Here is a 23,604-nt window from a genome sequence, read left to right as displayed (position 1 = left end):
GATGTCGGCGCCTCACGCACCGACATCAATCGCGATTTTTCCGATGAAGGCTTTTTCCAGGAACTTTTCCTGCGCGGCACGCAGCTCGCGCAAGGGATAGGTTTCAGCAACCACCGGCCGGATCTCACCCGCTTCGATGTAGCTCACCAGATCCTGAAAGACGTTGTCCGGCTGATAGGTGCTTCCAAGAAGCGTAAGGTCACGCAGGTAAAGCGTCCGAAGATCCAGTTCCACAATCGGCCCGGCTATCGCACCCGATGTGACGTAGCGCCCTCTGTTGCAAAGCGCATCGATCAGCTTGCCCCAGGAAGGGCCGCCAACAAGATCCAGCACGACGTCAAAGGACTGTTCGGGCGGAACCGCGTTCCGATCCAGTGTGTCGTCGGCTCCAAGAAGCCGCAAGTCGGCTGCTTTTTCCCCGCTGGTAACCGCCGTGACATGCGCTCCCCGGCGCTTGGCAAGCTGGATCGCCGCAGAGCCGACCCCGCCGGACGCTCCTGTGATCAGCACACGCTCAGCCTTGACACCAGCACGTTGCATCATTCCTTCAGCCGTCGAAAAGGCGCAGGGAAACGAAGCAAGTTCGACGTCACTCAGACGGGAGTTTATCGCAAGCGCATCGTGAGATCTTGCCGTTGCGTATTGTGCAAATCCACCGTTTGTCTCTGACCCGAAGGTCCAGATTGCAGGTTCCTGGCCATCTGCTTCGACAGTTTGGAGCGCCCGCACCAGAACCCGTTCGCCGATCCGGCTCGCCGGGACGCCGTCGCCAACCGCAACGATTTCACCACAACAATCGGCGCCCTGAATATGCGGGAAGGTCAAAGGCTTGCCGGACCAACTGCCATCCGCTCCGGTGTCGGCCAAATATCCGTCAGCCGCGCCGGAGGCGGTGTCGCCACGCACGGCCTTGGAGTACCACCCTGTTCGGGTGTTCACATCGGTATTATTGACCGAAGACGCTCCGACACGGATCAGAACCTCGTTCTTCCCGGCCACGGATACCGGCAGGTCCGTCCGCCAGACCAACTTCTCAAGTCCGCCGTGCCCCGTCAGCACGACACCGCTCATCTTTTCGGGGATCGCCATACGCTTTCCTTAGGTAGAATGATCGTTCTACTTGCCACGTGTAGAACGATCATTCTACATAGTCAAGCATGACCGACACCATGACCAGGATCGCTTCGGGCCTTGAGCGGGCATTTGCCGAAAACGGCTTTGCCTCGCCAAGCGTGGGAGATTTGAGAGATGCGGCGGGCGTAAGCCTTCGCACGCTGTACAAATACTTGCCGTCGCGGGAAGACATGGTCTACGCGGCCCTGGAGCATCGGCACCAGCGCTACCTGAAACTTGTGTTTGGCGACTTGCCGGCCGATCCGGAACAAGCTCTTGGAGAAATCCTCGACCGGGTCGCCAGCTGGATGGAAACCGAAACCACGAGAGGCTGCCTGTTCCATGCCGCTGTGGCATCTGCTCCCCATGACGAGAAGCTGTTTGATCTCCTGAAGGAACACAAAACACAGGTGGCCGGCCTCGCCGCCAGCACAACGGGACTTGTCGGCCGTGAGATCGAACTCTCGCTTCTTCTGGAAGGTTTGACGCAGACCTGGCCGCTTCATGGCGACCGGTCGGTGGAACGCGCCAAGTTACTCGGCAAGCTTCTTATGACGGCGCATTCCGACATAACCGCAAAATAAAAGGCGGGCCAATGCCCGCCTTTCCGATTATTGCCTTGCGGCTGTTCTATCAGCCTGCTGCGGCCTGCAGGGCCGGGGTTTGCGGACGCACAGCGGCATCATAGTCCTGCATCAGGGTCTTGATGATGTCGCCGACCTGATAGGTATTTCCGGCGATCTCGGAAACCGGCGTCACTTCAGCGGCTGTTCCGGTAACGAAGCACTGTTCGAATTCCGGCAGCTCTTCCGGCATGATCACGCGCTCGACAACCTCGATACCGCGGTCGCGTGCCAGACCGATCACCGTCTGGCGGGTAATGCCGTTCAGGAAGCAGTCAGGCGTCGGCGTATGGATCTTGCCGTCCTTGACGAAGAACACGTTGGCGCCGGTCGCCTCTGCCACCTGGCCGCGCCAGTCCAGCATCAGCGCATCGGTGTAACCCTTGGCTTCCGCGGCATGCTTGGAGATGGTGCAGATCATGTAGAGACCGGCGGCCTTCGCCTTGAACGGTGCCGTTGCAGGCGCCGGACGGCGATATTCGGCCATATCCAGGCGAATGCCCTTCAGGCGCTCTTCCGGCTTGAAATAGCTCGGCCATTCCCAGGTGGCGATCGCCAGGTGAATGGTGTTGTGCTGAGCCGAAATACCCATCATCTCGCTGCCGCGCCAGGCGACGGGGCGGATATAGGCATCGGTCAGGTTCATGCGCGCCAGGGTTTCTTCCTTGGCAGCGTTGATCTGTTCAGCAGTGTACGGGATCTCGAAACCGAGCATGCGCGCCGATGCAAGCAGGCGCTCCGTATGCTCTTCGGACTTGAAGATCCGGCCGCCATAAGCACGCTCGCCTTCGAACACGCTGCTGCCGTAGTGCAGTCCGTGGCTGAGAACATGCAGTTTGGCTTCCGACCAAGGCACGAAAGTGCCGTCGTACCAGATATCACCACTGAGCTGATCAAAAGGCGTTCCAGCCATTTTTCATCTCCCGCTCGCTCTATGAGCGTTGTTTTGTTTTCTCTTTAACAGAGGCAAATGACGCCAAAGACTTGCGCCTTTTTTACCGCTGTATTTTTTGCACAGCACGCCAACTATCGGTATCCTGATGGCCGCGGCGACGATGATAGGATTCGTTTATCATCTGATGCGTGAAAATGCATCAAAAAGACCGATCATTTCGTTCGCGACCGGATAGAAGTAACAATCGACCAGAATTAAGTCAATATGACTGACGTAAATTTCAAACCGGACCGACCGCCCCTCAGACGGGATACGGACGAGGTTCGGCCCAGGCAGCCCGAAGGGGACGATACGGATGGCGCAGACGCGCTGTCCTACGACCTTATCGAGCTTCTTTTTTTCGCATATCGCGACTTCACCGGTGATCCGGACGACGTACTGGCCAAGTACGAGTTCGGCCGCGCACACCACCGTGTTCTGCATTTTGTGGACCGCAATCCGGGGATCATGGTCACTGACCTGCTCGGCATTCTCCGGATCACGAAGCAGAGCCTTGGCCGGGTGCTCAAGCAACTGGTGGACGCCGGCATCATCGAGCAGCGCGAAGGTCATCATGACAGGCGGCAGAGACTGCTCTATACCACCGAACGCGGGCACGCCCTTGCTGTGGACCTCACCAGCCTGCAGCAAAAGCGCCTTGAACGCGCCCTAATTGGATTGCCAGATGGCAGCGACGAAATTATCCGCAGGTTTCTGCTCCGAATGATCGACCCCGAAGCGCGGCCTCAGATCCTGCAGCTGATACGCAGTCTCTACGATCTGAAGGATTGACCGGCAGAGGTCACAAAAGGACGACAAAGCCGACATGAATGCCCAGGTGCCTGACGACAACGCCAACCACATTCTCCTGGTCGACGACGACAAGCGCATCAGGGACCTTCTGTCCAGGTTGCTCAAGGAGAACGGCTATCGTGTGACTGCGGCCGCCCATGCGGCCGAAGCCCGCACGTGTCTGTCCGGGCTGGAGTTCGACCTGATCATCCTCGATGTCATGATGCCGGGCGAAACCGGTCTGGAACTTGCCGTTTCCCTGCGCGAGGACTCCTCCGTCCCGATCCTGATGCTCACCGCGCGCTCCGAGGCCCCGGACCGGATCGCCGGACTGGAAGCCGGCGTTGATGATTACCTTTCCAAGCCGTTCGAACCGCGCGAACTGATGCTGCGCATTGCCGCGATCCTGCGCCGTGGCAACCAGCAGCCGGTCATTGTCAGCGAAGAAATTCGCTTCGGCCCGTTTTCGTTCAATTCTGCCCGGGGTGAACTCAAGAACGGCGAGGCCATGGTGCGCCTGACCGACAGGGAAAAGCAGATCCTGTCGATTTTCGCCGAGCAACCGGGCGCAACCGTTCCTCGCCACAAGATCGTCGGTGATGATAGCGGCCTGGGCGAACGGACGGTCGACGTCCAGATCAACCGGCTGCGCCGCAAGATCGAAACGGATCCGGGGAACCCGATCTACCTGCAGACGGTGCGCGGCATCGGATACAGGCTCGCGTGCGACTGAGCCGGAAACAAATGGCGAGACTCGACAGCTTCTTCCGGCGCGTGCCCCTGACGGTTCCCCTGAAACCGCTGATGGCAGTCTATCGTCAGGTCGCCAGGCTCATGTACCGGGTCATGCCGAAGGGCCTGTTCACCCGGACCTTCCTGATTATTGTCGCCCCCATCGTGATCCTGCAGTCGGTGCTCGTCTTCGTGTTCATGGAGCGGCACTACCAGTTGGTCTCGCGCAGGATGTCGGAAGCCGTGGTGCGCGAGATTGCGGCCGTGGTCTATGTTCTGGAGAACTATCCGCAGGACCCGGACTACGCCAACATCGAGGAACTCGCCTCGCGGGCACTCGGCATGTCCATGACCGTGACACCACTTGAGCCCTTGCCGCCTCCCACGCCCAAGCCGTTTTTCGACGTCATCGACCAGGAACTGAGCCAGGCGATCGGACAGCGCATCGGCAAGCCGTTCTGGATCGACACGGTCGGCAGGTCCCGCTTCGTCGAAATCCGCATCCAGTTGAAGGATTCCATTCTGCGCGTCTTCACAAGGCGCAGCCAGACCTACGCCTCCAATTCGCACATCTTCCTGGTCTGGATGTTCTCCACGTCGCTGGTTCTGGTGATCATCGCCCTGTTGTTCCTGCGCAATCAGATCCGCCCGATCGTGCGCCTTGCCAATGCGGCGGAGGCCTTCGGCAGGGGCCGGCCGGTAGAGAATTTTCGGGCCAGCGGCGCACGCGAAGTTCGCCAGGCAAGCCTTGCCTTTATCGACATGCGACGGCGCATCGAGCGGCAGATCGAGCAGCGCACCACCATGCTTGCAGGTGTCAGCCACGATCTCAGGACCATTTTGACGCGTCTCAGGCTGCAACTCGCGTTCCTCGGCGGCTCGCAGGAAAGCGAGGCGATGCGCAAGGATGTCGACGAGATGAGCCACATGCTCGAGGATTATCTGGCCTTTGCCAGTGGCGATGGCGATGAGGACATCCAGAAGACCGACCTTTCGCTTCTTCTGGAGGAACTGGAAGAAGAAGCGGAGATCTCGGGCCACGATGTAAGGACCCGGTTCGAAGGCTCCCCGGAAGTCGAGATCCGGCGCCTGTCGATGAAGCGCTGCCTCTCCAACCTGGTCACCAACGGCTGCAAATACGGAAACCGGGTCGAGGTACTCGGCCGGGTCGACAGAGGCTGGATCACCATCACCGTCGACGACGACGGCCCGGGCATTCCCGAAGACCAGCGCGAGATTGCCTTCAGGGCCTTCCACCGGCTGGATCTTGCTCGCAACATGGATGAAACCGGCAGCGGTCTCGGCCTTGCCATCGCCCGTGACATTGCCCGTGCCCATGGTGGCGACCTCTATCTCGAAGACAGTCCAATGGGCGGCTTGCGGGCACGGCTGCGTATCCCGGCTTAGGAAAACTTTACTCTCCAGGCAGGAATTCGCTGCCAATCTGGCCGAGAGACTTGCCTTTTCAGCCAGCAATTTGTTTCATTTGAAAGTCTTTCAAGGCGATCAAACACAATCGCCACCCAATTTCCGGTTGACTGGGCAAACATCAATTTTCTACCAAATGGCTTGCTGGTTCTTGCCCCCGTTTTCCACCAGCCGAGCGCATTCCGATGAGACGGGGACTTGAGGAATGCACCATGCCTGAAATTCTCCTGAAAAATGCCGACACCGTCCTCACGATGGATGACGACCGCCGGGAACTGTCAGCCGTCGACATTCGTCTGCGTGATGGCGTGATTGCGGAAATCGGCAAAGATTTGGAGACCTCCGGCGAAACGCTGTCCGCTCGTGGCTGCGTCGTGACACCCGGCCTTGTGAACACGCACCATCATCTTTACCAGAGCTTGACCAGAGCTGTTCCCGGTGGCCAGGACGCCCTGCTTTTCGGCTGGCTGCAGACCCTGTACCCGATCTGGTCCCGCTTCGGCCCGGAGGAAATGTTCTTTTCCGCGCAGACCGGACTTGCCGAACTGGCACTTTCCGGATGTACGCTCAGCTCCGATCATCTCTACCTCTATCCCAACGGGTCGCGGCTTGATGACACCATCGCCGCCGCAAGAGAGATCGGCCTTCGCTTTCACCCGACCCGCGGCGCCATGAGTATCGGCGAAAGCGACGGCGGCCTTCCGCCCGACAGTCTTGTTGAACGGGAAGCCAGCATTCTGGAAGATTCCATTCGCGTCGTGGATGCCTTTCACGACCCGTCAGAAGGCGCGATGGTTCGTGTCGGCCTTGCGCCTTGCTCACCCTTCTCTGTCAGCCGGGACCTGATGCGCGATGCGGCTCTGTTAGCCCGCGACAAGAAGGTTATGCTTCATACCCATCTTGCGGAAAACGATGAGGACATTGCCTACTCGCAGGAAAAATTCGGCTGCCGACCGGGTCAATACGCCGAGGATCTCGGCTGGACCGGGCCGGATGTCTGGCACGCCCATTGCGTCAAGCTGGATGATCGGGAAATCCGGCTGTTCGCCGGCAGCGGCACCGGCGTTGCCCATTGCCCCTGCTCCAACTGCCGGCTTGGCAGCGGCATTGCCCCTGTACGCGCAATGCGCGACGCCCGGGTGAAGGTTGGCCTTGGTGTTGACGGTTCGGCCAGCAACGATGCCGGCAACCTGGTTCTGGAAGCGCGCCAGTCGATGCTGCTGCAACGGGTGGCCAACGGTGCGGATGCCATGTCTGCCCGCGAAGCCCTGGAAATCGCTACCCGTGGCGGCGCCGATGTGCTTAACCGGCCGGATTGCGGCCGGCTCGCCCTCGGCAAACGTGCCGATATCGCACTGTGGGATGTTTCCGGCATAGAAAGCGCGGGCAGCTGGGATCCGGCGGCCCTGCTGCTCGCCGGTCCGACACGCGTCAAACACCTGTTCGTGGAAGGTCGTCAGGTCGTCAACGACGGCCAGATCACCACGATCGACCTGCCGAGGGTGATCGAACGCCAGAACCGGCTTGCGCGAAATCTGCAACGCTGAAACGGACTTGTCCCTGGAGACGGGGCCAGGTGCGCAGGTTCAGTAAAGCCGACCGCCGATCGGAACGTCCTTGGTCGGCGACAAAAGCACCACTTCGCCATCAGCATCCGGAACGCCGAGCGTCAGCACTTCGGACATGACGGGGCCAATCTGGCGCGGCGGGAAGTTGACCACCGCCATCACCAGCTTTCCGACCAACGTTTCCGGTGTGTAGTGTTTGGTGATCTGTGCAGAGGTTTTCTTGATGCCGATTTCCGGACCAAAATCGATCTGCATCTTGTAGGCGGGCTTGCGTGCTTCGGGAAATTCCTCGGCCTTGATAACCCGGCCGACACGCACATCCACTTTCAGGAAATCGTCAAAACTGATCTGATCGCTCACGAAAACATTCCTTTTGTTCCGCGAGCGACCATGGACGGTCAGATGACTGTTCGCAAGGCCCGGGCAGCGCTCAGGCGCCTGCCGGGGCTTCTCCGCCGAGGTCTGTGTCTTCCCGGCCACTTTCCGCCCTGTCACCGCGGCGGCCAGAGCGTTCCGATGCCTTGCGGAAGAACGAGCGGATGCCCTTCGCGACGCCGTCCAGCTTGTTCAGCCGCTTCATGAAGGACGTGCCCTTGTCCAGTTCCTTGTCGAGGCGCGCCATCGTGCGCGGCATGCCTTCGTCTTCCTCGTCCAGCCATACGCCGACGACACGGGCAAAGGCAACGGAGAGACCCTGGGCAACGACGGTTGCCTTGACCCCGGAAACATCGATCCCGGCAGCGATCAGCATCCATTTCTGCGAGCGCACTTCAAGGGAGTTGAAGTCAAGCGCGAGGGCGGGATCCTTTCGCGCCGCCTTGTGGAGCGCACGCACGGCTTCCTTGTGTTCGGCCATGGCGTCGATGCGGCTCATCAGGATGTCGAACAGGCGATCGCGCGGGGGCTGGTCGCCCATATCCTCGTCGCGTTCGTCCAGAACAGCGGTGTCGATCTGTTCCAGGAAGGCGGCAACCAGCATCAGCTTGGAGGCATAGGCGCTGCGCATTTCGGAAAGCTTGACCTTGGCCGTCTCGGCGATCAACGGCAGCGAGACGTCTTCATAAGGATGTTCCGACAACAGATCGAGAAAGGTCTTCAGGATCTTCTGCTTGGTCTTCGCGGTCGCCATTGCTGGCCCTCCTGTGTGTTTGCTGCCCACAACATAGGATCGCACGCGCTTGCAGAAAAGGGCGGCCCGCTGCCACAGGCTGTCGGAGCGCCCCTCCAGGAACGCGGATCTCAGGCAAATGCAGGCACCGGACAGGAACCAAATCGACTGGCACGGCGTTTCCTGAACTGACGGGCCTGAGACCGTGTACGGATTGTCCGGAAGGACGACCGGTCACCTTTCTCATGACCTGTTCCGCCCGAGCGATCGGTTCCCCCACGCGAAGCCCCGTTGAGACGGTGCGTCGCGCCGGTCGTCTCCGGGTGGCTTTGACAGACCTTTGCCGAGCCCCGCCCCGGGCCAAGTGCATCTTGTGAAAGGACGCCCCATGAAAACGCTTGCCGATGCTTTCGAGCATACGCTTCAGGACATCTACTACGCCGAAAAAACCATGACCAAGACCATGCCGAAACTGCAGGAAGCTGCAAACGGCAAGAAACTGAAGGATGCGATCGGTGAGCATCTGGAAGAAACGAAATCCCAGGTCAAGGTTCTGGAACAGGTCTTCAAGTCGCTCGGAAAGAAGCCGGAAGGCGAGAAGTGCGATGCCATTGAAGGCCTGATCAAGGAAACCGACGGCATCATCAGCGAGGCGAGCGGCGCGGCCAAGAACGCAGCATTGCTGGCTGCCTGCCAGGCGGTCGAGCATTATGAGATCGCCCGCTACGGGACGCTGCGCGAATGGGCGAAGGTCCTCGGCCACGATGAGGCCCACGACCTGCTGACCGGCATTCTCGATCAGGAAAAAGCGGCAAACAGCAAGCTGACCAATCTTGCCGTTTCGACCATCAACGCGCAGTAACCGCACCATGCTGCTCGAAGGCCCCTCGGCTTTCGGGCCAGAGAACCAAAAGGCCGCCGGAGTTCCGGCGGCCTTTTGTCTGATTAAACCCGTGTTGCCGGGATGACTTCAGCCGGCCAGTTCGCGCGCGCGTTTGACGGCGGCGGCAACCGCCTCGCTCATCACCGGCTGCAATCCTTCGGCGTGCATCAGCACGTCAAGCGCAGCAGCCGTCGTGCCGTTCGGGCTGGTAACGTTCTGGCGCAGGATGGAGGGATGTTCACCGGACTGGTGCATAAGCTCCCCTGCCCCGCACACCGTGGCGACGGCCAGCTCATGAGCTATCTCTTCCGGAAGCCCGGCCTGCTTGCCCGCTTCGCTCAAGGCTTCTGCGAGGAAGAAAACATAGGCTGGGCCCGAACCACTGACACCGGTCACCAGATCGATCTGGTCTTCGCTTTCGAGCCAGACCACCTTTCCGACCGCCGACAGAAGCTTGGTGACATCTTCGCGGGAAGAAGGGGAAACTGCCTCAGTCGGATACACCGCCGTGATGCCGCGTTTGACCATGGCCGGTGTGTTCGGCATGCAGCGGCAGATCGGCACCTTGCCGAAGTATTCCTCGAATTTGGCAACCGGAGTACCCGCCGCAATCGACAGCACCAGCGTGTCGGCAGCAATGGCAGACTTCAGCCCGGGCAGGACCTGGTCCATGAGTTGTGGCTTGATCGCCACCAGTACGATGCCACCCGTGAGGTCATCCGGGACCGAAGTCACATGGCGGATGCCGTGTTTCTTGAGGAGGGCGTCCATCTCTTCGGAAAGACGCGGGTCGCTGACCACGATGGCGGCGGGATCGATCCCTTCCGCCATCCAGCCTGATAACATTGCCCCGCCCATCTTGCCGGCTCCGACAAGAAGGAAAGGCCGTTCCTTTGAAAAGCTCATGCTTCTCCTGCGGTTTCAAACAAGGCCGTATTCAACGCCTCGGCTGCCGAATGACCGGCCCAGACGACGAATTGAAAGGCTTGATAGAAACGTTCGCAGTTTTCAAGGGCATTTGTCAGCATTCCCTCGATCTGTGCCGAGGAGGCCTCCGCTCCGCCCGCAAGAAGCAGCGACTGCCGGAACATCACCACGTTCTCCTTGTTCCAGAGATCGAAGTGGCCCATCCAGAGCTGTTCATTGACCAGTGCGAGCAGACGGACAACTTCCGTCTTGCGCAATTCGGTGACCTTGAGGTCAAAAGCGCAGGCAAGATGAAGGGCTTCGACTTCCTCCATCCACGAGAAGGAGACGTGGTAATCACACCAGCTCCCCTCCAGGGATATGGTGATCTCGTCTTCGTCCGACCTTTCGAACGTCCAGTCGTTCAAGGCGGCGAACGTCTCGATGGTGTCAACGGGATTACCAGGTCGCTCGAGTTCAAGCTCGATGAGGCTCATGTGCCTACTCCCCTTCTGAGCCGGGGGCCTGGAACCCGATCACGATAACCGGGCGGGCCGCCGGGAAAAGTCCCATGCCGGAGGAGCAAAACGCGTCCTGTTACGGCCCTTTAGAAGGGAACCGGTTCCGTCTTGCTCCGACGAATCCCTGTTATCTTTCAGTATAGGAGCAGGATTGATTTAAGCGATACATACCAATTGAGCGAAAAAAGCCGAAACTTGTGGACGACTCAGCGGTATTTTTCATCACACTGCCCAAAATCAACGCAAACCCGCCATGTTCACGCGTCGTAATTCTGTCATCAACTATTAACAGAAAACGCTCACATCGACGTCAACAAATCGGGTTAAGCGTCTCCAGCAGCGCCGGATTCCGGATTTTCGAGTTTGGCGATCCGCGATTCGAGCTCGTCGATCCGGTCCAGAGCGCGCACTGCCATCTCTTTGACCGCTTCGTGCTCTTCGCGCGAAACCACGTCCATGTCGGACAGGAAACGCTCGGCCTGCGCACGGAAGGCGGTCTCCACCTCGCGGCGAGCACCCTGGGCAACACCGGCGGCATCGGTCATCAGCTTGGCAAAATCATCGAGAAGACGGTTCGGGCCTTGGGTCATCGGACCCTCCTTGATCGGAAAAACATGCGATGGGAGACAGGTATGAGGGAATGGCGGGAACTTCAAGGACCAATTCCGCCGCAGCCGAATTCACAATCAATAGGAGTAATCTCCCGAACCCTCCTGCGGGTAGCGCCCCACCAGCCTGACAAACCCGTGTCGGCTTGACGAGGCGGACAAGATCGCGCAAGCGTTCAGCCCGAAACCCGCCCGCGCACCATCGGAAGGTTCTGCCGTGCCGCCTGTTCTGGTTATGCCCTTTCCCGCAATCGATCCTGTACTCGTCGAATTCGGGCCCTTTGCCCTGCGCTGGTACGCGCTTGCCTATATCGTCGGCATACTGCTGGCCTGGCGCTACATGCGTCTGCTGGTGGCCAACGACCGGCTGTGGGGTGGTACTGCCCGTCCCACACAGCTCGAGATCGACGACTTCGTGCTGTGGGGAACGCTCGGTATCATCATCGGTGGGCGCCTCGGCTACGTGCTGTTCTACAATCCGGCCTATTACTTCGCCCACCCGGCCGAAGCGCTCGAGATATGGACCGGTGGCATGTCCTTCCACGGCGGCTTTGCCGGCACCGTCATCGCGATGATCCTGTTTGCCTGGAAACGCGGCCTGTCGATCTGGACCCTGTTCGACCTTGCCGGTTGCGCTGCCCCAATCGGCCTGTTCTTCGGCCGTATCGCCAATTTCATCAATTCCGAGCTCTGGGGCCGGCCGACGGATGTACCCTGGGCCGTGGTGTTTCCGAACGGCGGACCGGATCCCCGTCATCCAAGCCAGCTCTATGAAGCCGCGCTCGAAGGCATCGTGCTGTTTCTGGTTCTGATGGTGCTCAGCCGGCGCTTCAAGCTTTTGCAAAAGCCCGGCTTTCTTGCCGGTGCCTTTGCCTTCGGCTACGGCATCGCCCGGTCGATAGCAGAACTCTACAGGGTACCGGATGCCCACATCGGCTATCTGAGCGGTTTTCTCACCATGGGCATACTCCTGTCCGTACCGATGATCCTGGCGGGTCTCGCAACCATGATCTGGGCCGCCCGGCGCCGGACCGGAGCAACCGCGGCGTGACGGGACTGAAAGACAGGATCAAGGCACGGATCGAAACCGAGGGCCCGCTTTCGGTCGCACAATACATGTCCGTTTGCCTCGGGGACCCGGACGCCGGCTACTACATGACGCGCGAACCGTTCGGCACCGCAGGCGATTTCGTCACAGCGCCGGAAGTCAGCCAGATGTTCGGCGAACTCGTCGGGGCAGCCTGCCTGTCCGCCTGGCAGGCACTGGGCGAGCCCGCGGAATTTCAGCTCGTCGAACTTGGGCCCGGTCGCGGCACGCTGATGTCCGACCTCCTGCGGATGGCAGCCCTGCGTCCAGCCTTTGTGAACGCGGCTCGCCTGAACCTGGTTGAGACCAGCCAGCGCCTGAGGGACATGCAGTCAGCGGCTTTGAGGCGCGGTCCGTTGAAACCGCAGTTTCACGACCGGTTCCAGGACGTTCCGGACGGTCCGCTGATCCTGGTTGCCAACGAGTTTTTCGACGCCTTGCCAATCCATCAGTTCGTCAAGACCGAACACGGCTGGCAGGAACGCCAGATCGGGCTGTCGCAGCACGGAGAGCTGATCTTCGGTGTTGGCACCGCCCGTCTGCCCGATGACGCTGTGCCCGCTGGCCTTTCCACTGCACCGGACGGCACGATCTTCGAAACCCAGCCCGCAGCCAATGCGATCGCCGAAGAAATCGGCCAAAGGATTGCAGACAATGGCGGTGCAGCACTCGTCATTGACTACGGCTATCTGAAGACTGCTGCCGGCGACACGCTGCAAGCACTTTACAGGCACGCCTATGACGACGTCCTGGCTCATCCGGGAGAAGCGGATCTGACCGCCCATGTCAATTTCGAGGCATTGGCGGCGGCGGCTGTCCGGGCAGGTGCCCGCGCTCTTGCGCCGCTGACCCAGGGTGAATTCCTGCTTCGCACCGGTCTTCTGGAACGGGCAGGTGCCCTTGGTGCGGGCAAAACCCACAGCGAACAGGAGGCGATCCGCGATGCCGTCGAACGGCTGGCCGCGCCTGACCAGATGGGGGATCTTTTCAAGGTGCTCGCTGTGACGAATTCCGGAAATTCGTTTCCCCCGTTTGACAGTGCGTCCTGAACACCCCAAGGATCAGTCGCTGGCGTGGCGAATCCCCTCCCCCTCAGGAGCCCTGAATGAAAATTGAAGCAGACGTCTTGAAGCTGGATGGCATCCGGCACGGCTTCTTCACCCGCCAGGGCGGCGTTTCCGGCGGCATCTACACCAGCCTCAACATCGGTCTCGGTTCCGACGATGAGCGCAGCAGCGTTCTTGAAAACCGCGGACGTGTTGCCGACCAGCTCGGCATTGGTGCCGATCGCCTGGTGTCCCCCTATCAGATCCACTCCGCCGACGTGATCACCGTCAGCGCGCCGTTCGCACAGGATGCGGACCGCAAGGCCGATGCCCTGGTCACGGCCACACCGGGCCTTGCCATAGGCATCGCCACGGCCGATTGCGGCCCGCTTCTGTTTGCGGATACCAAGGCGGGTGTCATCGGCGCTGCTCATTCGGGCTGGAAAGGCGCCGTTACCGGCATCTTGCAGAATACGGTTGCCGCCATGGAGGCTCTCGGCGCGACCAGAACCAACATCACGGCGGTGCTGGGTCCGACGATTTCGCAGGGCGCCTATGAGGTCGGCCCCGAATTCAAGGAACGTTTCCTTCAGGAGCACCCGGACAACACCCGCTACTTCAAGCCTTCGGAACGGGCAGAGCACTTCATGTTCGACCTGCCCGCCTTCATTACGGACAAGCTGCAGGCTCTTGGACTGGGGGCCGTTGCCGACCTGGCACTGTGCACCTATGCCGATGAAGACCGCTTCTTCTCCTACCGCCGGACGACCCATCGCAAGGAACCGGACTACGGCCGCCAGATCAGCGCGATTGCACTTTTGTGAGGACCACCCATGGCACTTCATTTTTCCGATGCCGAGTTTGAAAGCCGCTTTGACAAGCTGAAAGCCGCCATGGAGGCGCAGAAGCTGGATGCCATGCTGCTCTTCGCCCAGGAGAGCATGTACTGGCTGACCGGCTACGACACCTTCGGTTTCTGCTTCTTCCAGTGCCTCGTGGTGACGAAGGAAGGACGCCGGGTGCTCCTCACCCGATCTGCCGACGAGCGCCAGGCCAAGCACACCTCGAACATCGAGGACATCCGCATCTGGATCGACCGCGGCTCCGCCAGCCCGGTGCTGCAGTTGAAGGAACTGCTGTTCGACATGGACCTGCTCGGCTGCAAGCTGGGCGTTGAATACGACACACAGGGCATGACCGGCAAAATAGCCCTGAAGCTGAACGAGGAACTCGCAAGTTTCGCCGATGTCAGCGATGCCTCGCCCCTGATCCCCGAACTTCGTGCGGTGAAAAGCGCCGAGGAAATCGTTTATGTTCGCAAGGCCGCGGAGCTGGCGGACAAGGCCTTTTATGCGGCAATGGATGAAATCCACCCCGGAGCCGACGAGGGCCGCATCCTGGCTGCGATGCAGGGAGCCATTTTTGAAGGTGGCGGCGATTACCCCGGCAACGAGTTCATCATCGGCTCCGACCGCGATGCTCTCCTGTGCCGTTACAAGGCAGGTCGCCGGAACCTGTCCGAACAGGACCAGCTGACACTGGAATGGGCAGGCGCCTACCGCCACTACCATGCCGCACTGATGCGCACGGTGGTGATCGGCACGCCGACGGACAGGCATCTGGAGATGTACACCGCCGCACGTGAAGCACTGGCCGCCGTCGAAACACAGCTCGTTCCCGGCAAGACTTTCGGCGATGTTTTCGACGCTCATGCGGAACGGGTGGACGCTCATGGCCTGATGCCGCACCGGCTGAACGCCTGCGGTTATTCACTCGGTGCCAGGTTCACGCCAAGCTGGATGGACATGCCCATGGCGTACCGGGCCAATCCGGCCGAGGTAAAGCCCGACATGGTCATCTTCATGCATATGATCCTGATGGATTCCAACTCCGGAACCGCCATGACCCTCGGCCAGACCTATCTGACCACGACCGGAACGCCAGAGTGCTTGTCCAAGCTGCCTCTCGACCTGCCGGTCAAGTCAGGCTAAACCAGTTTCAACCTTGCGGCCCGGTTTGCGTTTCGCGTTTCCGGCAGGGCCGCTGCCACGACGATATCGACCGCGAGAGCCAAGCGTCTCCATGACAGACAAGACCACCCAACAATCCATTTCTTCCCGGCGCCTGTTGGCGGTTCTACTGCTTGGAGCGGGGCTTGCAGCCTGTCAGGCTGCTCCGCAGCCCCCTACTCCGATCTCGACCACTGTCACCGCGCCGACGATCGCCGGTCAGGTCGACCCGGAAGAAGGCATCACTTTCGCGTTCGAACCGTTTACCGGTGCACCGGGCAACATTGCCGACGAGCTGTCCGAAATGATCGGCTCCGAAGCCCGCAAACAGGGCATCACGCTGGTACGCCGCACCGGCGCGGCCGCTACCTACCGGGTCAATGGCTATCTGTCGGCCACCGGGCAGCCTTCCAATGGCACGGTCTTCTACGTTTTCGACATCGTCGACAGCTCTGGTCGCCGGGTGAAGCGAATCTCCGGAACGGAAGATACCGGCGGAGCCTCGGGCGACCCATGGCAGGCTGTCAGCTCCGGCACGCTGTCGCGCATTGCCAATCGCTCGATGGTGGAAATCAAGGCCTGGCTCAACCGATAATGAATTGCTTTGCCGGGTAATTCCGGCGTGGCGTCACAAAAAATAAAAAAAAGCGGGCGTCAGGCACGAACGCCTGTTGTGGTCCGGTTGCTTGGTTGTTACAACGCCGCCGCCTGCCGAGGGTTTCCGAGCGAGGCTCCCGGCACCCGGCACATGACTTAAGACCTAGGCCTTTCCGCGTGTTTGCAAGGCACAACCTGTCTGCAAAACCGCCGTCGCACCAGAAGGACTTGCGGCTCATGAAGATCGTCGCGGGCAATTCCAACCGAGCCCTGGCTGAGGAAATATCCAAATATCTGGATGCCCCTCTCGCCAAATGCCAGGTCCGGCGGTTTGCCGACCAGGAAATCTTCGTAGAAATCCAGGAAAACGTACGCGGCGAAGATGTATTCGTCGTCCAGCCGACCAGCTACCCGGCAAACGACCACCTGATGGAGCTGCTCATCATCATCGATGCGCTCCGCCGGTCCTCTGCCCGCCGCATCACCGCGGTCATTCCGTATTTCGGCTACGCCCGGCAGGATCGCCGCGCATCCGGCCGAACCCCGATCTCGGCAAAGCTGGTGGCCAATCTCATTACCGAAGCCGGTGCCGACCGCATTCTAACCCTGGATCTCCACGCCGGTCAGATCCAGGGTTTTTTCGATATCCCGACAGACAACCTGTTCGCAGCGCCCGTCATGACGCGCGACATCAAGGAACGCTACGCGACCGACAATGTCATGGTCGTGTCTCCGGATGTCGGCGGCGTGGTGCGCGCCCGCGCACTTGCCAAACGCATCGAAGCTCCGCTCTCCATCGTCGACAAGCGTCGCGACAAGCCCGGGGAATCGGAAGTCATGAACATCATCGGTGACGTCAAGGGCTATGACTGCATCCTGGTCGACGACATCGTCGACAGTGGCGGCACGCTCTGCAACGCTGCCGAAGCCCTGTTGTCCAAGGGCGCACAGTCGGTAACGGCCTATATCACTCACGGCGTTCTGTCCGGTGGTGCCGTCGCCCGCGTGACCTCTTCCAAGCTGAAGGAGCTGGTCATCACCAACTCCATCGAACCGACTGCCGCCATCACGGCTGCAGCCAACATCCGTGCAATCTCGATTGCCCCGCTGATCGGAGAAGCAATCAACCGCACGGCACTGGAAAAGTCGGTTTCCAGTCTCTTCAGCTGATCGCCGAAACAGTCGACTGCTCATGACGCCCGGCCCATGCCGGGCGTTTTTGCGTTCAGGCCATATCTTTCTGCGAAACTTGCCTTTTCCAAGATTGCCGTATTGCCCGCTGCCGTAAAATTGGGCCCAGGCCCGACCCGGCAGGAGGGAATCGGAGCTGGAAGCCGGCCCCCACAGGTTTTGCAGCCGGGACCTTGTAACCGCCCCTTCAGGCCACATTCACGCCAACACCGAACGGGTAGTTTCCACCCCTCACAACCAGTCCGCGCCAAGCTTCACAAATTTTCCCAATTGTTCAAAAAATTTGCCGCCGAAGCTCCTGCCTAGCTTGTGAGCACGCATATTTTGTGGTCATCTAAGTCTGCACAAGGTCTTTTCCAGGGGATTTCAGATGCTCACTTCCAAACCATTTTCCAGGGCCCGCAGGGCCATGTTGACGGCCGCTCTGGCTGTCACAGTATCGGCAGGACTGTCCGTTCCTTCCGCCAATGCCGCCGACCCGGTCAAGGTCGCAGCGATCTACACCGTTCCGGTCGAACAGCAGTGGGTCAGCCGCATCGACAAGGCGCTGAAAGCCGCCCAGGAACGCGGCGAAATCACCTACACCTTCTCCGAAAACGTTGCCAACACCGACTATGAGCGTGTCATGCGCGAATACGCCGAACAGGGCATGGATCTGGTGGTTGGCGAAGCATTCGCCGTCGAGCGCGCCGCCCGCAAGGTGGCTGCAGAATATCCGGACACGGCTTTCCTGATGGGGTCGTCCTTCGGACCGGCTCAGCCGAACTTTGCCGTCTTCGACAACTGGATCCATGAGCCGAGCTATCTCTCCGGCATGATCGCCGGCGCCACCACCAAGTCGAATGTCATCGGCATGGTCGGCGGCTACGCCATTCCGGAAGTGAACCGCCTGATGAACGCCTTCATGGAAGGCGCAACCTCCGTGAACCCGGACGTGAAGTTCCTCGTGACCTTCATCAACTCCTGGTACGACCCGCCCAAGGCCAAGGAAGCTGCCTTCGCGATGATCGACAAGGGTGCGGACATTCTCTACGCAGAGCGCTTCGGCGTTTCCGATGCGGCCAAGGAAAAAGGCATTCTGGCGATCGGCAACGTGATCGACACGGCAAGCGACTATCCGGGCACCATCCTGTCCTCCGCGCTGTGGCACATGGAACCGACCATCGACAAGGCGATCGGCCTTGTTGCCAGCGACACCTTTGAACCCGCCGATTTCGGCCCCTACAGCTTCATGTCCTACGGCGGAGGCAGCTTCGTTGTTGACGAAAGCCTTGCTCCTGCCGACGCGGTTTCCGCGGCAAAGGCCAAGGAGCAGGAAATCCTCGACGGCCTGTTCCGCGTCAATGTGAACGACAGCGAACCGAAATCCACCATGTAGGCTTTCGCCTGCCACGTCCGGCGGTCACAATGACCGCCGGCGATTCCCGGCCGCGGGGTCAAGCGCGGCATTCATTCTTTTCCCGGGGGGATCATATGGCAGGTCCGGCACAGGACGCTGGTGTCGTGCTGCGATTGGACGGCATCACCAAGCGCTTCGGCGCTCTGACGGCCAATGGCGACGTATCGCTCGATTTGAAACAGGGCGAGATCCTTGCCCTTCTCGGCGAGAACGGCGCCGGCAAGACCACCTTGATGAACATCCTTTTCGGGCACTACGTGGCCGACGAAGGCCGGGTCATGGTTTCGCCGGACGGCTCCGGCTTGAGCGAACTGGAACCAGGCTCGCCGTATGCCGCACTCCAGGCCGGCATTGGCATGGTGCACCAGCACTTCACCCTTGCCGAAAACCTGAGCGCGCTCGACAACATCCTTCTGGGCACGGAACGGCTTGCCGCGCTTTCCTCTTCCCGGGCGCCTGCCCGCCGCAAACTGGAAGAGCTGATGGCCCGCTCCGGCCTGACGGTTTCCCTCGACGCCCGCATTTCCCAGCTTTCCGTCGGCGAAAAACAGCGGGTGGAAATCCTGAAGGCTCTCTACCGCGATGCCCGCGTGCTGGTTCTGGACGAACCGACCGCTGTGCTGACGCCCCAGGAATCCGACACTCTGTTCGCGACCTTGAAAAAGCTGGCCGACGACGGGCTCGGCATCATCTTCATCTCGCACAAGCTGGCGGAAGTCCTTGCCTCTTCGCACCGGGTCGCCGTGCTGCGCGGTGGCCGCAAGGTCGCCGACCTGCCGACAGCGGAATGCGACCGGCGAAAGCTGGCCGAGTTGATGGTCGGCCATGCAATTGTCGAGACAATGCGGTCCCCAGGCACACCGGGCGCACCGCTTTTCGTCTTGAACAAGGCTTCCGCCGGACATGGCCGCGATGCCTTGCACGCGGTCGATCTCACGCTGAAATCCGGCGAAATCCTCGGCATTGCCGGGGTTTCGGGCAACGGCCAGACGACGCTTGCACGGGTCATTTCCGGTCTGGAACCGCTCACCCAAGGATCCATGACGCTGGAAGGCACGGTGATCGGCCACGCAAGTGCCCGAACCATGATCGACAACGGCCTTGCCCGCATTCCCGAAGACCGTCACCACGACGGCATTGTCGGGGCGATGAGCGTTTCGGAAAATCTTGCCATCGAAGCCATTCGCAAACCGGAAAACCAGCGCCTTGGTCTGCTGCGGTTTTCCGCCATGCGGGAGCGGGCGCGCAACCTGATCAAGGCCTACGATATCCGGTGTCAGAGCGAGGACAGTCCGGCGCGGCTGTTGTCCGGTGGCAATATCCAGAAGATCGTGCTGGCCAGAACCCTTGAAACCGTTCCAAAGGTGGTGCTGGCCGCCCAGCCGTCGCGCGGGCTGGATGTCGGCGCCACGTCCGATGTTCACAAGCGCCTGCTGGCGGCTCGCGACCGCGGGGCCGGTGTCATCCTGATCTCGGAGGATCTCGACGAACTCATGCGCCTTTCCGACAGGATCGCCGTGATCCACCGCGGACATCTGTCCGCAGCAGAACCGAGCGAGACGCTGGACCGCGGCTCTCTCGGCCTCAGGATGGCCGGCCACAATGCGGAGGACGCAGCATGATCCGCTTCGAACCGCGTGGCCCCTCCTCCGTTTCCCGTATGCTGGGCGTATCGATCGCCGCCGCCGTTGCCGCGCTGGTGCTTGCCGCCATCCCCATGGCCTTTGCGGGCCTGTCGGTGTTCGAGGCCTACAGCCTCATGGCCAAGGGCGCCTTCGGCTCACTCTTTGCCTTCACCGAAATGCTGACAAGGGCGACACCGCTGATCCTCACCGGCCTGGCGGCTGCCGTCGCCTTCCGGGCAAAGCTCTGGAACATCGGCGCGGAAGGCCAGCTTTATGCCGGCGCACTTGCGGCGGTTGCCGTCGGCACCGGTGTCATTTCCGCACCGCCCTACCTTCTCATTCCCATGGTGATCGTTGCCGGCGCGCTCGCCGGCGGGCTGGTCATGCTTGGTCCAACCCTTTTGAAAACCCGGCTTGGCGTCGATGAAGTCGTCACCACCTTGCTGCTGAACTTCATCATCCTGCTTTTCGTGCAGATGATGCTGGAAGGCCCGATGAAGGACCCCATGGGCATGGGCTGGCCACAATCGGAACCCATTCTCGATGAAGCGGCCCTACCCAAGCTGATGGACCGGATGCGCATTCACTGGGGCCTTGTCATCGCCCTCGTTTCGTCGCTCGGCGTCTATTTCCTCTTGAAACGCACCGTCTGGGGTTTCGAAATCCGCGCGGTCGGCGAGAACGCGGCCGCCGCCCGCCACGCCGGTATTCCGGTCACGGCAACCTTCATCCGCGTCGGTCTTCTGTCCGGCGCGCTGGCAGGGCTTGCCGGCGTCGGCGAAGTTGCCGGTCTGAAGGGCTATCTGACCGCTGACCTTTCGCCCGGTTTCGGCTATTCCGGCATCGTTGTCGCCATGCTTGCCGGGCTTTCCCCGGCCGGTGTCGTTCTGGCGGCTCTCTTCATCGCGAGCATCTTTGTAGGGGCCGATTCCATGTCCCGTGCCACCGGCGTCTCCAACTATCTGGCGGACCTGATCGTCGCCATGGCGCTGCTGTGCGTCCTGGTCTCCGGTCTTTTCCTGCGCTTCAAGATCCGCTTCGTCGGCAGCCAGGCAAACCCGGAGGCAGCAGAATGACCGAAGTCCTCGACATTCTCATCTCCGCCAACTTCTGGGCCGCCGCGCTCCGCATCGCGACCCCGCTGATCTTCGGTGTCATCGGAGCGCTTGTTTGCGAACGTGCCGGCGTCCTCAACCTCGGCATCGAAGGCATTTTCACAGCCGGCGCCATGGCCGGCTGGATGGCGGTCTGGCTTGGCGCAGGCCTGTGGGGCGGCGTTCTGGTCGCGGCGATGGCCGGCGCCTTCTTCGGACTGATCCACGCCATTCTGACCGTGCCTCTCGGGCTCTCGCAGCATGTCTCGGGCATTGGCGTGACGCTGTTTGCCACCTCGCTCAGTTATTTCATCTACCGGACGGCCCTGCCGGATGTCTCGTCACCGCCCCGGATCGAGGCTTTCAAGCCGCTCGACATTCCGGGCCTGAGCGACCTGCCGTTCCTCGGGCCGGCCCTGTTCCAACAAACGCCCCTGACCTTCCTCGCCCTGCTGTTGGTCGCGGTTACGGCCTATGTGCTCTACCGGACCCCGCTCGGCCTGGCCATTCAGGCGGTCGGCGACAATCCGGCTGCCGTGGAATCACAGGGCCTCTCCGTTTATGCGATCCGCATCGGGACTGTGGTTGCCGGCTCCGCGATCATGGCGCTCGGCGGCGCGTTCCTGACCATGTCGGCCTTCGACGCGTTTTTCTTCGGCATGGTCAACGGCCGTGGCTGGATCTGCATCGCCCTGACGGTGTTCGCCTCCTGGCGACCCGGCAAGGCCCTGATCGGCGCTCTGCTCTTCGGGGCTTTTGATGCCTTCCAGGTGCGTCTTCAGACCGAGGTCGGCAGCTTCATTCCCGGCCAGGTGTTCCTGATGATGCCGTATCTGCTTTCCATCGCCGCGCTGATTGTCGTTGCCCGCCGGGCAGACTATCCAAGGGCTCTTCTTGTGCCCTACTTCCGTGGTCAACGCTGAGACAATTCCATGAGTTTCGATCTCCTCGTCAAGAACGCCAACCTGCCAGACGGCCGCCACGGCCTCGACATTGCCTGCCGGAACGGCCGTATCGAGGCTGTGGAAGCCGGGATCACGGCGGACGCCGGCCAGGTGATCGATGCTGGCGGACACCTTGTTTCCCCGCCGTTTGTCGACAGCCACTTCCACATGGATGCGACGCTGTCGCTCGGCCTGCCGCGCATGAACCGCAGCGGCACGCTGCTGGAAGGCATCGCGCTTTGGGGAGAACTGAAGGAGATCCTGACGGTAGATGCCGTTGTCGAGCGGGCCCTCAGATATTGCGATCTGGCCGTCTCGCAGGGACTGCTGGCAATCCGCACCCATGTGGATGTCTGCGACGACAAGCTGACCGGCGTCAAAGGCCTGCTGGAAGTGCGCGAGAAGGTGAAGGACTACATCGACCTGCAACTGGTCGCCTTCCCCCAGGACGGGCTTTACCGCTCTGCCAGCGCCGAGAAGAACCTTCTGACGGCACTTGACATGGGCGTCGACGTCGTCGGCGGCATTCCGCATTTCGAACGCACCATGGACGACGGCGCCCGATCGGTCGCGCGGCTGTGCGAAATCGCGGCCGAACGCGGGCTGATGGTCGACATGCACTGCGACGAGACCGACGATCCGATGTCGCGCCATATCGAGACGCTCGCCTATCAGACCCAGCGCCTCGGGCTGCAGGGTCGCGTTGCCGGATCGCATCTGACGTCCATGCATTCCATGGACAATTACTACGTCTCCAAGCTGCTGCCGCTGATCGCCGAAGCGGAAGTGCATGCCATTGCGAACCCGCTGATCAACATCACGCTGCAGGGCCGCCACGACACGTATCCCAAGCGCCGCGGCCAGACCCGTGTTCCGGAGATGCGGTCCTACGGCATCAATGTCGCCTTCGGCCACGACTGCGTGATGGACCCCTGGTACTCGATGGGCTCCGGCGACATGCTGGAGGTCGCCTCCATGGGACTACACGTTGCCCAGATGACCAGCCGCGACGCCATCCGCTACTGCTACGACTGCGTCACCGCGCACCCGGCCAAGGCGATGAACCTGGAAGGGTACGGCCTGGACAAAGGCTGCAAGGCGGATTTCGTGCTGCTGCAGGCCCGCGACACGATCGAGGCCATTCGCCTGAAGGCAACGCGTCTTGCAGTCGTCAAGTCCGGCAAGGTGATCGCAACAACCCCGGCCCGGCAGGCGCAACTCACCCTCCCCGGACGTCCGGCCCAGGTCGACCCGGCCTCCTACGCTCCGCACGAGGGCTGACGGTCTTTCCAAGTTCGGCCCCTGCCCCTCGGAGCCCCCACACACTCCGTCATGCCATGGCTCGACCATGGCATCCATGCCGTTTCCCTGCCCCAGACACAACCTAGGGACCCGG

24 protein-coding genes are annotated in these 23,604 nt (G+C 60.9%); 17 read left to right on the top strand and 7 right to left on the bottom strand.

Annotated elements, in window-relative coordinates; translation table 11 throughout:
• Positions 1-12 precede the first annotated feature (12 nt).
• Positions 13-1,089, bottom strand: coding sequence for an alcohol dehydrogenase family protein (locus FIV05_RS13435; RefSeq protein ID WP_152509892.1), 1,077 nt, complete (start codon positions 1,087-1,089; stop codon positions 13-15).
• 80 nt (positions 1,090-1,169) lie between these two features.
• Here FIV05_RS13435 and FIV05_RS13430 point away from each other — a divergent pair, with 80 nt between their 5' ends.
• Positions 1,170-1,697, top strand: a complete 528-nt coding sequence (locus FIV05_RS13430; protein WP_286202291.1) for a TetR/AcrR family transcriptional regulator — start codon at positions 1,170-1,172, stop codon at positions 1,695-1,697.
• 49 nt (positions 1,698-1,746) lie between these two features.
• On the opposite strand, the gene FIV05_RS13425 is transcribed toward FIV05_RS13430, so the two are convergent.
• On the bottom strand, positions 1,747-2,649 hold the full coding sequence (locus FIV05_RS13425; protein ID WP_022998071.1) for a branched-chain amino acid aminotransferase: 903 nt from the start codon (positions 2,647-2,649) through the stop codon (positions 1,747-1,749).
• A 246-nt stretch (positions 2,650-2,895) separates the two neighbouring features.
• On the opposite strand from FIV05_RS13425, the gene FIV05_RS13420 reads away from it, so the two are divergent.
• The 4 genes from FIV05_RS13420 to FIV05_RS13405 all read left to right on the top strand — a co-directional run bounded on the left by FIV05_RS13420 (position 2,896) and on the right by FIV05_RS13405 (position 7,169).
• A complete protein-coding gene (locus tag FIV05_RS13420) occupies positions 2,896-3,462 on the top strand; it encodes a MarR family winged helix-turn-helix transcriptional regulator (RefSeq protein ID WP_173013836.1) in 567 nt (188 codons plus the stop codon).
• 34 nt (positions 3,463-3,496) lie between these two features.
• Positions 3,497-4,195 (top strand): response regulator transcription factor, encoded by a 699-nt coding sequence (locus tag FIV05_RS13415; RefSeq protein WP_077292134.1) that lies wholly within the window; start codon positions 3,497-3,499, stop codon positions 4,193-4,195.
• A gap of 71 nt (positions 4,196-4,266) precedes the next feature.
• Positions 4,267-5,601 carry an ATP-binding protein gene (locus FIV05_RS13410; protein WP_208997892.1) on the top strand — a complete coding sequence of 445 codons (1,335 nt, stop codon included), beginning with the start codon at positions 4,267-4,269 and terminating at the stop codon, positions 5,599-5,601.
• Positions 5,602-5,834: 233 nt separating this feature from the next.
• Positions 5,835-7,169, top strand: a complete 1,335-nt coding sequence (locus tag FIV05_RS13405) for an 8-oxoguanine deaminase (RefSeq protein WP_152509890.1) — start codon at positions 5,835-5,837, stop codon at positions 7,167-7,169.
• A gap of 39 nt (positions 7,170-7,208) precedes the next feature.
• Here the strand turns inward: FIV05_RS13405 and FIV05_RS13400 are convergent, their stop codons facing one another.
• Positions 7,209-7,550: a tRNA-binding protein gene (locus tag FIV05_RS13400; RefSeq protein ID WP_022998077.1), complete on the bottom strand. Its 342-nt coding sequence runs from the start codon at positions 7,548-7,550 to the stop codon at positions 7,209-7,211.
• Between the two features lie 70 nt (positions 7,551-7,620).
• Positions 7,621-8,319, bottom strand: a complete 699-nt coding sequence (locus FIV05_RS13395) for a TetR/AcrR family transcriptional regulator (RefSeq protein ID WP_152509889.1) — start codon at positions 8,317-8,319, stop codon at positions 7,621-7,623.
• Between the two features lie 367 nt (positions 8,320-8,686).
• Here FIV05_RS13395 and FIV05_RS13390 point away from each other — a divergent pair, with 367 nt between their 5' ends.
• Positions 8,687-9,160: a ferritin-like domain-containing protein gene (locus FIV05_RS13390; protein ID WP_055655871.1), complete on the top strand. Its 474-nt coding sequence runs from the start codon at positions 8,687-8,689 to the stop codon at positions 9,158-9,160.
• Positions 9,161-9,268: 108 nt separating this feature from the next.
• On the opposite strand, the gene proC is transcribed toward FIV05_RS13390, so the two are convergent.
• The 3 genes from proC to FIV05_RS13375 all read right to left on the bottom strand — a co-directional run bounded on the left by proC (position 9,269) and on the right by FIV05_RS13375 (position 11,198).
• Entirely contained in the window at positions 9,269-10,087 is an 819-nt protein-coding gene (gene proC, locus FIV05_RS13385; RefSeq protein WP_152509888.1) for a pyrroline-5-carboxylate reductase, read from the bottom strand.
• Complete coding sequence (locus tag FIV05_RS13380; RefSeq protein WP_022998082.1) at positions 10,084-10,584, bottom strand: YbjN domain-containing protein; 501 nt, start codon at positions 10,582-10,584, stop codon at positions 10,084-10,086. Before FIV05_RS13380 ends, proC begins: the two co-directional genes overlap by 4 nt.
• 347 nt (positions 10,585-10,931) lie before the next feature.
• Positions 10,932-11,198 (bottom strand): accessory factor UbiK family protein, encoded by a 267-nt coding sequence (locus FIV05_RS13375; protein WP_022998083.1) that lies wholly within the window; start codon positions 11,196-11,198, stop codon positions 10,932-10,934.
• A 253-nt stretch (positions 11,199-11,451) separates the two neighbouring features.
• Here FIV05_RS13375 and lgt point away from each other — a divergent pair, with 253 nt between their 5' ends.
• The 11 genes from lgt to FIV05_RS13320 all read left to right on the top strand — a co-directional run bounded on the left by lgt (position 11,452) and on the right by FIV05_RS13320 (position 23,489).
• Positions 11,452-12,267 carry a prolipoprotein diacylglyceryl transferase gene (gene lgt, locus FIV05_RS13370; RefSeq protein ID WP_152511924.1) on the top strand — a complete coding sequence of 272 codons (816 nt, stop codon included), beginning with the start codon at positions 11,452-11,454 and terminating at the stop codon, positions 12,265-12,267.
• A complete protein-coding gene (locus FIV05_RS13365; RefSeq protein WP_152509887.1) occupies positions 12,264-13,352 on the top strand; it encodes a class I SAM-dependent methyltransferase in 1,089 nt (362 codons plus the stop codon). Before lgt ends, FIV05_RS13365 begins: the two co-directional genes overlap by 4 nt.
• Positions 13,353-13,408: 56 nt before the next feature.
• Complete coding sequence (gene pgeF, locus FIV05_RS13360) at positions 13,409-14,173, top strand: peptidoglycan editing factor PgeF (RefSeq protein WP_152509886.1); 765 nt, start codon at positions 13,409-13,411, stop codon at positions 14,171-14,173.
• Between the two features lie 9 nt (positions 14,174-14,182).
• Positions 14,183-15,340, top strand: coding sequence for a Xaa-Pro peptidase family protein (locus FIV05_RS13355; protein ID WP_152509885.1), 1,158 nt, complete (start codon positions 14,183-14,185; stop codon positions 15,338-15,340).
• 91 nt (positions 15,341-15,431) lie between these two features.
• A complete protein-coding gene (locus FIV05_RS13350) occupies positions 15,432-15,953 on the top strand; it encodes a hypothetical protein (RefSeq protein WP_152509884.1) in 522 nt (173 codons plus the stop codon).
• A 239-nt stretch (positions 15,954-16,192) separates the two neighbouring features.
• The gene (locus FIV05_RS13345) at positions 16,193-17,125 is read left to right on the top strand and encodes a ribose-phosphate pyrophosphokinase (protein ID WP_031268253.1); all 933 of its coding nucleotides are present in this window, start codon (positions 16,193-16,195) and stop codon (positions 17,123-17,125) included.
• A gap of 391 nt (positions 17,126-17,516) precedes the next feature.
• Positions 17,517-18,524, top strand: a complete 1,008-nt coding sequence (locus FIV05_RS13340) for a BMP family protein (protein WP_031268255.1) — start codon at positions 17,517-17,519, stop codon at positions 18,522-18,524.
• A 95-nt stretch (positions 18,525-18,619) separates the two neighbouring features.
• Positions 18,620-20,167: an ABC transporter ATP-binding protein gene (locus tag FIV05_RS13335; protein ID WP_152509883.1), complete on the top strand. Its 1,548-nt coding sequence runs from the start codon at positions 18,620-18,622 to the stop codon at positions 20,165-20,167.
• Entirely contained in the window at positions 20,164-21,246 is a 1,083-nt protein-coding gene (locus tag FIV05_RS13330; protein ID WP_062487649.1) for an ABC transporter permease, read from the top strand. The genes FIV05_RS13335 and FIV05_RS13330 overlap by 4 nt, the downstream gene beginning before the upstream one ends.
• Positions 21,243-22,187, top strand: coding sequence for an ABC transporter permease (locus tag FIV05_RS13325; protein ID WP_152509882.1), 945 nt, complete (start codon positions 21,243-21,245; stop codon positions 22,185-22,187). The genes FIV05_RS13330 and FIV05_RS13325 overlap by 4 nt, the downstream gene beginning before the upstream one ends.
• 9 nt (positions 22,188-22,196) lie before the next feature.
• The gene (locus FIV05_RS13320) at positions 22,197-23,489 is read left to right on the top strand and encodes an amidohydrolase family protein (RefSeq protein WP_152509881.1); all 1,293 of its coding nucleotides are present in this window, start codon (positions 22,197-22,199) and stop codon (positions 23,487-23,489) included.
• Positions 23,490-23,604 lie beyond the last annotated feature (115 nt).

It is taken from the genome of Labrenzia sp. THAF191a, assembly GCF_009363335.1.
GTDB classification, from domain to species: Bacteria; Pseudomonadota; Alphaproteobacteria; order Rhizobiales; family Stappiaceae; genus Roseibium; species Roseibium algicola.
Note: the sequence above shows the minus strand (reverse complement) of the source record. Positions and strands in the feature narration are given on the sequence as shown.

Coding starts and splice junctions, on each gene's coding strand:
- FIV05_RS13435 (WP_152509892.1), bottom strand. CDS start 1,089: ATGGCGATCCCCGAAAAGATGAGCGGTGTCGTGCTGACGGGGCACGGC.
- FIV05_RS13430 (WP_286202291.1), top strand. CDS start 1,170: ATGACCAGGATCGCTTCGGGCCTTGAGCGGGCATTTGCCGAAAACGGC.
- FIV05_RS13425 (WP_022998071.1), bottom strand. CDS start 2,649: ATGGCTGGAACGCCTTTTGATCAGCTCAGTGGTGATATCTGGTACGAC.
- FIV05_RS13420 (WP_173013836.1), top strand. CDS start 2,896: ATGACTGACGTAAATTTCAAACCGGACCGACCGCCCCTCAGACGGGAT.
- FIV05_RS13415 (WP_077292134.1), top strand. CDS start 3,497: ATGAATGCCCAGGTGCCTGACGACAACGCCAACCACATTCTCCTGGTC.
- FIV05_RS13410 (WP_208997892.1), top strand. CDS start 4,267: ATGGCAGTCTATCGTCAGGTCGCCAGGCTCATGTACCGGGTCATGCCG.
- FIV05_RS13405 (WP_152509890.1), top strand. CDS start 5,835: ATGCCTGAAATTCTCCTGAAAAATGCCGACACCGTCCTCACGATGGAT.
- FIV05_RS13395 (WP_152509889.1), bottom strand. CDS start 8,319: ATGGCGACCGCGAAGACCAAGCAGAAGATCCTGAAGACCTTTCTCGAT.
- FIV05_RS13390 (WP_055655871.1), top strand. CDS start 8,687: ATGAAAACGCTTGCCGATGCTTTCGAGCATACGCTTCAGGACATCTAC.
- proC (WP_152509888.1), bottom strand. CDS start 10,087: ATGAGCTTTTCAAAGGAACGGCCTTTCCTTCTTGTCGGAGCCGGCAAG.
- FIV05_RS13380 (WP_022998082.1), bottom strand. CDS start 10,584: ATGAGCCTCATCGAGCTTGAACTCGAGCGACCTGGTAATCCCGTTGAC.
- FIV05_RS13375 (WP_022998083.1), bottom strand. CDS start 11,198: ATGACCCAAGGCCCGAACCGTCTTCTCGATGATTTTGCCAAGCTGATG.
- lgt (WP_152511924.1), top strand. CDS start 11,452: ATGCCCTTTCCCGCAATCGATCCTGTACTCGTCGAATTCGGGCCCTTT.
- pgeF (WP_152509886.1), top strand. CDS start 13,409: ATGAAAATTGAAGCAGACGTCTTGAAGCTGGATGGCATCCGGCACGGC.
- FIV05_RS13355 (WP_152509885.1), top strand. CDS start 14,183: ATGGCACTTCATTTTTCCGATGCCGAGTTTGAAAGCCGCTTTGACAAG.
- FIV05_RS13350 (WP_152509884.1), top strand. CDS start 15,432: ATGACAGACAAGACCACCCAACAATCCATTTCTTCCCGGCGCCTGTTG.
- FIV05_RS13345 (WP_031268253.1), top strand. CDS start 16,193: ATGAAGATCGTCGCGGGCAATTCCAACCGAGCCCTGGCTGAGGAAATA.
- FIV05_RS13340 (WP_031268255.1), top strand. CDS start 17,517: ATGCTCACTTCCAAACCATTTTCCAGGGCCCGCAGGGCCATGTTGACG.
- FIV05_RS13335 (WP_152509883.1), top strand. CDS start 18,620: ATGGCAGGTCCGGCACAGGACGCTGGTGTCGTGCTGCGATTGGACGGC.
- FIV05_RS13330 (WP_062487649.1), top strand. CDS start 20,164: ATGATCCGCTTCGAACCGCGTGGCCCCTCCTCCGTTTCCCGTATGCTG.
- FIV05_RS13325 (WP_152509882.1), top strand. CDS start 21,243: ATGACCGAAGTCCTCGACATTCTCATCTCCGCCAACTTCTGGGCCGCC.
- FIV05_RS13320 (WP_152509881.1), top strand. CDS start 22,197: ATGAGTTTCGATCTCCTCGTCAAGAACGCCAACCTGCCAGACGGCCGC.